General features: G+C 72.9%; 6 protein-coding genes. All 6 read right to left on the bottom strand.

Translation table 11 applies throughout. The features are described from left to right. Positions 1-170 precede the first annotated feature (170 nt). Positions 171-1,169: an aldo/keto reductase gene (locus ACWGKI_RS12195; RefSeq protein WP_452187261.1), complete on the bottom strand. Its 999-nt coding sequence runs from the start codon at positions 1,167-1,169 to the stop codon at positions 171-173. Beyond that, on the bottom strand, positions 1,139-1,960 hold the full coding sequence (locus ACWGKI_RS12190; protein ID WP_380245337.1) for an RraA family protein: 822 nt from the start codon (positions 1,958-1,960) through the stop codon (positions 1,139-1,141). The genes ACWGKI_RS12195 and ACWGKI_RS12190 overlap by 31 nt, the downstream gene beginning before the upstream one ends. 2 nt (positions 1,961-1,962) lie before the next feature. Beyond that, positions 1,963-3,948 (bottom strand): hypothetical protein, encoded by a 1,986-nt coding sequence (locus ACWGKI_RS12185; protein WP_452187259.1) that lies wholly within the window; start codon positions 3,946-3,948, stop codon positions 1,963-1,965. Positions 3,949-3,956: 8 nt separating this feature from the next. Then, positions 3,957-4,916: a carbohydrate ABC transporter permease gene (locus tag ACWGKI_RS12180; protein ID WP_452187257.1), complete on the bottom strand. Its 960-nt coding sequence runs from the start codon at positions 4,914-4,916 to the stop codon at positions 3,957-3,959. Further along, a complete protein-coding gene (locus ACWGKI_RS12175) occupies positions 4,916-5,863 on the bottom strand; it encodes a carbohydrate ABC transporter permease (protein WP_452187255.1) in 948 nt (315 codons plus the stop codon). The genes ACWGKI_RS12180 and ACWGKI_RS12175 overlap by 1 nt, the downstream gene beginning before the upstream one ends. A 78-nt stretch (positions 5,864-5,941) precedes the next feature. Continuing rightward, on the bottom strand, positions 5,942-7,204 hold the full coding sequence (locus ACWGKI_RS12170) for an ABC transporter substrate-binding protein (protein ID WP_380244983.1): 1,263 nt from the start codon (positions 7,202-7,204) through the stop codon (positions 5,942-5,944). Positions 7,205-7,246: the final 42 nt, after the last annotated feature.

Raw genomic sequence — 7,246 nt, 5'->3', positions numbered from 1 at the left:
GCGGTCCCGTAACCAGTATATCCGCTGGGCCGCGGTGACCCACTGGTGGAGGGGCGGGACCACGACCCCGCCCACCGTCCCGCCGAACAGGTGGTTACTCACGTTCTCAGCGCTGGGAACGTGAGTAACCACCTGTTCGGCACCCTGGGGTGGGGGTGTCACGGTCACGGTCACGGTCTGACGGCGGTCGGCGCCGCGACGGCGTCGAGCTCGGCCCACAGGGTCTCGGGGACGACGGCGTCCGCGGCGTCGGCGAAGACGTCCACCTCGCCCGGGGTGCGCGCCCCCACGACGACGGCCTCCACGCCCGGCACCCGCAGCGGGTAGCGCGCGGCCGCGGTCGGGAGGTCGACGCCCGCCGCCTCGCACGCCGCAGCCATGCGCAGCGCGCGCTCCACCTGCCCGGGCGACGCGGGGTGGTAGTCGAAGAACGGCGCGGCGACCGGGTCCGCGAGCACGCCGGAGTTGTACACCCCCGCGGCGACCACCCCGACGCCGCGCTCGCGGGCGGCGGGCAGCAGGTCGTCCAGCGCCGTGCGGTCGAGGAGGGTGACCCGGCCGGCGGGCATGACGACGTCCAGCACGCCCGCGGCCTCGCGCACGAACCGTGCGACGGGCTCCGTCTGCACCATGCCCACGCCGACGGCGCGCACGACGCCCTGGTCGCGCAGCTCCAGCAGCGCGGGCAGCGCACCGCGCAGGGCGGCGTCCACGTCCTCCGGGTCGTGCAGGTACAGCAGGTCGACGCGGTCGGTGCGCAGGCGCGCGAGGCTGCCCTCGAGCGACCGCAGCACGCCGTCGCGGCTCAGGTCGCCCACGGTGCCCGTGCCGGTGCCGCCGGTGGGGACGGCGGCGCCGTCCGCGTCGACGATCGTGCGCCCGATCTTCGTCGCCAGGACCACGGTGTCGCGGTCGACGCCGGCCAGCGCGGCGCCGAGGCGCTGCTCGCTGACCCCCGCGCCGTAGTGCGGCGCCGTGTCGAAGAAGCGGATCCCGCGCTCCAGCGCGCGGCCGACCGTCGCCTCGGCGTCGGCCTGCGCCACCGGGGTGAACAGGTTGCCGATCGGGGCGCAGCCGAGCCCGAACGACGACGCGGCGACGGTGTCCGCGCCGCCGCCGTCACCGTCGCCGGCCGCCGTCAGAGGGCGGAGCCCTGCGCGGAACGCCATGCCTCGAACTCCCCTCGCGTGTCGGGGGTCAGCGGGTAGTAGTCGCTCAGGCGCGCGCCCTCGTCGAGGCGCAGGCGGCTGAACCCCTCCCACTCCTCGTGGTCCTGCGCGGAGGCGACCACCTGGTCGGCCATCGCGCGGGGCACGATGACGGGGCCGTCGTCGTCGGCGACGACGAGGTCGCCCGGCATGCACAGCACGCCGCCGACGGCGACGGGCACGTCGAAGGCCCACGGGAACAGCTCGGACTGCGAGGCGTAGTGCGGCGTGACGCCGGTGGACCACACCGGCAGGCCCAGGTCGCGGATCTTCCCGGAGTCGCGGATGCGGCCGTCGACGACCATGCCTGCCCCGCCCTTGCGCTGGAAGTAGCGCGCGAGGATGTCGCCCACGCACCCGGAGAAGCGGCTGCCGTACGCCTGGACCACCAGCACGTCGCCGGGCTGCACGGTCTCCAGCACGTGCCACAGCGCCGTGTGCCGCTCCACGTACTCCTGCTCGTCGCCGGCCGCGAGGTCCTCGCGCTGCGGCATGAACTGCAGCGTGAGGGCGGAGCCGACCACCTGGTACCCCGGCTTGAGCGGCCGCGGCCCCTCGACGAACGAGTGCCGGATGCCGAGGCCGTGCAGCTTGGCGCAGGCGGTCGCCGAGGACACCCGGCCCAGCCGCTCGACGGCCGCCGCGTCCGCCCGCTCGAACGCCGGGCCGCGGACCGGCAGCGTGACGTCGGGCCGGACGAGGCCCGCGGTCGGGTCGGCGGGCATCCCGTCGGTGGTGAGGGCTTGGGTCATGGTCAGGCTCCTTCGTGGTGCAGCAGGTGGTGCCGCGGCGCGGTCGTGGCAGGCGCGGTGAGCAGGACGACGTCCGCGCGGTGGCTGGGCGGCAGCTCGACGAGCAGGTCGGGCGCGTCGAGCGGCACGGTGGCGGTCGAGCGCGCCCCGGCGACGCCGGCCGACGCCGTCGAGGGGCCCGGCCAGACGCCGCCGTCCTCGCCCCGTGTGACGACGCCCGTGAGGCGCTCCTCGCCGAACCGCGACGGCCGCACCCGCACGCGGCGGGCGTGCGTCGGCGACAGGTTGACGAGGCTCAGCTCGATGCGCCCCGAGCCGTCGGCGTCGCGGTCGAGGCCGCAGACGAGCGCCGCGACATCCGGCGGCAGGCCGGGGCGCCGGCGGTCGGCGTCGGTGTACGCGACCGCCGCGAACGGCAGCCCGCCGTTGTACAGGGTCTGCGGGGTGCCGGTCACGAGCTGCCCGAGCACCTCCGTGACGACCGGGTTGGCGCGCTGCCAGAAGTGCAGGTGCACGGTCTCGGGGTCCACCGGCTCCGCGTCCATCACCGCCACGCGGCGGGCGAGCTGGCCGAGCGCCATCGACAGCGCCCGCTCCGGGTAGTCCGGCAGCGAGCCGTCGAGGAACGCGAGCCACGGCCCCTCGTGGCCCGCCTCCACCTTGTCGCGGAAGGGCCGCACCTCGTCGGAGCCCGGGATGCCGTCCAGCACCCGGTCCAGCCGTTTGCGGTCCGCGTCGTCGCGCGTCCACCACCACAGCCAGGTGGGCAGGTCGAGCTGGAGCGGGCCGAAGTCGAACCAGCCGTCCGCGCCGTACCGGTACGGGACCAGCGTCGTGGGCTCCGCGGCGTGCGGCCCGAGCCGCTCGAGCCAGCTGCCGCGCAGGCTGAAGGGCGTTTCGGTGACGGGTGCGACCACCGCGTGGTCCAGCGCCGTGTCGAGCATGGTGCGCACCAGGTCGAGCGGACCGTCGTCGCGTCCGCCCGGCATGGTGCCCGCCGTCGCGCCCGAGACGAACGACGCGTTGATCGCGCCGATCAGCGTGCTCATGCCCACCGAGTGCAGCCCGTGCGGCCAGGTCCAGCCGTAGTGGCCGCCGTACCACGCGCCGTCGTGCAGGCCGCCGACGGCGCCGTCGGGCGCCACGTTGTCCGGCATGAGGCCGCCCGGGGCGAGCCCGCTGGCGGCGCGCTCGCGCCAGCCGTCCACGTACCGCGTCACCCACGCGGCCGACGCGGCGTCGCCGTCGTACAGCCAGCGGTTGGTGACCAGGGACGTCGCGGCCAGGTTCACCGCGGTGTCCCCGGCCGCCCGGCGCTGCAGCTCGTCACCCATGAGCTGCGCCTTCGCCGGGTCCGCCAGGTCGGCCCATCGCGTGATGCCGGGCAGCCCGTGCAGCGGCAGCCCGTACGCCTCCATGTAGTCGAGCGACGCGGGGTAGGTGAGCCACTCCGTGCCCAGGCCCTCCAGAGGTCCCCGCGCGCCGTTGTGCGGCGCCGTGATGATGTTGCGGGCCGGGTCGTAGTTGCCGTGCGCCGGGTCCGTGTACAGGGCGGCGAACCGGCGGGCGCGCTCGGCGAACCGCTCGTCGCCGGGGTCGGCCGCGCACAGCTGGTAGAAGAACAGCAGCGACTCGCCCTGGTGGAACCAGTCGTACCCGTTCTCGTACTCCCCGGTGAGCATGCCGGCCTCGGCGAGCTGCGCCGTCACGCCCTCGAAGTGGTGCTTCGCCGCGGCGAGGATCTCGTCGCTGCCGCCGAGGGCGTAGAACGCCGGCCAGTTGAAGAACGGCTCGTACAGGTCGTCGACGCCGTCGCGGTGCTCGAAGCCGCCCGCGTGCAGGATGCGGCCGTCGGGCCCGGTGTACCGGGCGGAGAAGAGCCGCCAGGCCTCCTCGGTGGCGTCGAACAGGCGCCGTTCGAGCACGGCCCAGGCGGGGACGTCGTGCAACGGCGTCGTGGGCACGCGGGGTGCCGTCGTCTCGCTCATGTCGGCGCTCAGCCCTTCGTCGCCCCGGCGACCAGGCCGCCGATGATGTGCCGCTGCATGAGGACGAAGAACAGGATCGCGGGGCTCACGGCCAGCAGCAGCGTCGGGAAGACGGTCGTGTAGTCGGTGGAGAACTCGCCCACGGCCGCGTAGACGCCCGTCGTCACGGTGTAGATGCCGGACCCCGGGCCGAGGATGATCTGCGGGCTGACGAAGTCGTTCCAGACGCTGATCGAGTTCAGCACGACGATCGTCGCCACGACCGGCCGCATGATCGGGAAGATGCACGACCAGAACGCCCGGATCTTGCCCGCACCGTCCAGGGCCGCGGCCTCGTCGATGTCACGGGGCACGGTGCGCAGGTAGGCGGAGAACAGGAAGATCGTCACCGGCAGCGTCGCCGCCGTCTCGAACAGGATGAAGCCGGGGATGGTGTTGATGAGGCCCAGCACCCGCAGCACGAACACGACGGGGATCAGCGTCACCTGGCCGGGGATGAACAGCCCGGACACGAACAGCAGCAGCAGGCCCAGGTGCCACTTCGACCGGCCCCGCGCGATGACGTACGCGACCGGGGCGGCGAGCGCGATGCCGCACACGTTGACCAGCGCCACGAACAGCAGCGTGATGCCGTACGCCTTCACCACGTTGAACTTCTCGCTGGTGAGCGCGGCCTGGAGGTACTCCAGGCTGAACGTGTCGGGGGTGATCGCCAGCGGCGACGAGATGATCGCGTCCTGCGGCTTGAAGGCGTTGATCACCATGATGTAGAGCGGCACCAGCATGACGAGCGCTCCCAGGCCGAGCACCACCCACTTGAGGACGGTGCCCGCTCCGGGCCGCTCGCGCCGGCGGCGGCGCGCGGAGGCGGTGTTCGTCGTCGTGCCCGGGGAGGAAGCACCGCCCGCCTGCCCCGGCCGGCTCGCCACGGCCTGCGCGGCCTGCGCCGCCTGCGTCGTCGTCGCCATCAGTCCGCCACCTTCTTCTCCGCGCCGCGTCGCGCGAACGTCACCGCGAGGCCCAGCACCGCCGTCACGACCAGCAGGACCACCGACTGCGCCGCCCCGAACCCGAGCTCGGACTGGGCGAACGAGTCCCGCAGGATCTGGTAGACGATCGTCTGGGTCGAGGCGGCCGGACCGCCGTCGGTCAGGGCCAGGACGATGTCGTAGACCTTGAGCAGCCCCACCAGCGTGAGCACCAGGTTCACCGTGAACACGGGGGCGATCAGCGGCAGCGTCACGTGGCGGAACTGCTGCCACTTCGAGGCGCCGTCCACGGTGGCGGCCTCGTAGTACTCGGTCGGCACCGACTTGATGCCCGCCAGGAACAGGATCATGTTGAAGCCGAAGTGCGACCACACGATCGTGAGGATCACGCTCGCCTTCGCGAACGCGACCTCGGTGAGGAACGGCACCGGCGCGACGCCGAGATGGCTCAGCAGGCCGTTCACCGCGCCCTCGGGGGAGAGCATCGCCGACCACAGGAAGCCGATGATCAGCGCGCTGATGATGTACGGGTAGAAGAAGATCGTGCGCAGCAGCGTGTTCGCGCGGCTGTTGCCCGCGATGAGCGCCGCGATGAAGAGGCCCACCCCGTTGCACAGGACCGTGCCGACGAAGGCGACGACGGCGGTGAAGACCGCCGCGTCCACGGTGCGCGGGTTGCGGAACGCCTCCGCGTAGTTCTCGAACCCGATGAAGGTGAAGCTCAGGCTGTAGCCGTTCCAGTCGGTCAGGCTGAGCACGAACGCCAGGATCATCGGGACGATGAACATCGCGAGGAACACCAGGACGGCCGGGCCGCCCATGACGATCCCGGGGACGCGGTCGCGCCACACGCGCGCCGCGGGGCGCCGGCGCGCGGGCGCCGCCGGGCCCGTGCGCGGTGCGGTCGTGAGGGTTGCCGTTGCCATCGCAGGGGCCTCCGTCGTCGGTGCGGGGCCCGGGCGCGGCGGCTGTGCCGCGCCCGGGCGGGTGGGTGGCGGGGTGGGTCAGCCCACGGTGGAGGCGAACCAGTCGTCCATCGCGGCGTCGACCTTGTCGGCCGGCGTGCCACCGATCAGCGCCTGGGTCTGGGCGTTGATCTCGTCCGAGTAGCCGGTCGGCAGCGTGCGCTCGCCGTAGCCCTGGCCGGTCGGGGTGTACGACTCGGCGGGCGTGTCCGCCACGATCTGCAGCAGCTCCTTGCCGAGGTCGTCCATCTCGTACTCGTAGCCGTCGCGGAAGTTGCCGTCGACCTCGAGCTGGTCCGCGACCGCCGTCTTGTCGGTGACGAGGAACTCGACGAGCTGTGCCGCCGCGTCCTGGTTCTTGCTCGCCTTGAGGATGGAGTAAGGGCTCGCGATGTTCGCGCCCATCGCGGGGGCGGCGACGCCGTCGACGGCCGGGGCGCGGAAGACGCCGATCTCCGGCTTGTCCGCCGCCTTGGCCTCGGTGCCGGCGAACCAGCTGCCCATCGGGTAGATCGCGCTCTTGCCGGACAGGAACGCCTGCTCGGCGTCCGGGTACTTGATGCCCAGCGCGTCCTTGGGGACGTAGCCCTTCGCGACCCAGTCGGCGTAGGTGGCGACGGCGTCGCCGTACGTGTCGGAGAACGTGGCCTCGCCCGCGCTCATGTGGGCGTACCAGTCCGGGTCCTGCCCGACGATCGACGGCAGGCCGAGGGCCTGCAGGGAGTGGCTCGTCATCCAGTCGCCGCCGGTCTGGACCGGCGTCCAGCCCGCGTCCTTGAGCTTGCCGAGGTCGGCGGTGAGCTCGTCGACGGTGGTCGGCACCTCGCTGATGCCGGCCTCCTCGAACGCGGACTTGTTGTAGAACCACAGGCTCTGCAGCTGGAAGCCGATCCCGGCCATGTAGTACTTGCCGTCGATCGAGTACTGGTCGGCCAGCGGGCCGGTCTTCGCCCAGTCGTACCCGGAGAGGTCGACGAGCTCCGGGGCGAGGTCGACGGTCGGGGGCATCGACTGGACGACGTCGGGGGCGTCGCCCGCCGTGAGGAGGCGGGGGAGGGCGGCGGCCACGCCCTCGGCACCCGGGTTCTGGACGACGACGTCGATGTCGGGGTGGGCGTCCTCGAACGGCTTGACGAGGTCGTTCCAGAACTCCTCGGTGAGGTTCGGGGTCACGTTGACGAGCAGGCTGACCTCGGTGGTGCCGCCGGCGCTGCCGTCGTCGTCGGAGCCGGCGCAGCCGGTCAGGGCGAGCGCGGCCACCGTGAGGGTGCCCACGCTCGCGAGGGTGCGGTGCTTGATCATCGTTGATCCTCTCGGGTCGCCGCCCGCTGCCGGCTCGCTGCT

The organism is Isoptericola sp. NPDC055881 (assembly GCF_053615895.1).
This window is presented reverse-complemented; position numbering and strand designations above follow the sequence as displayed.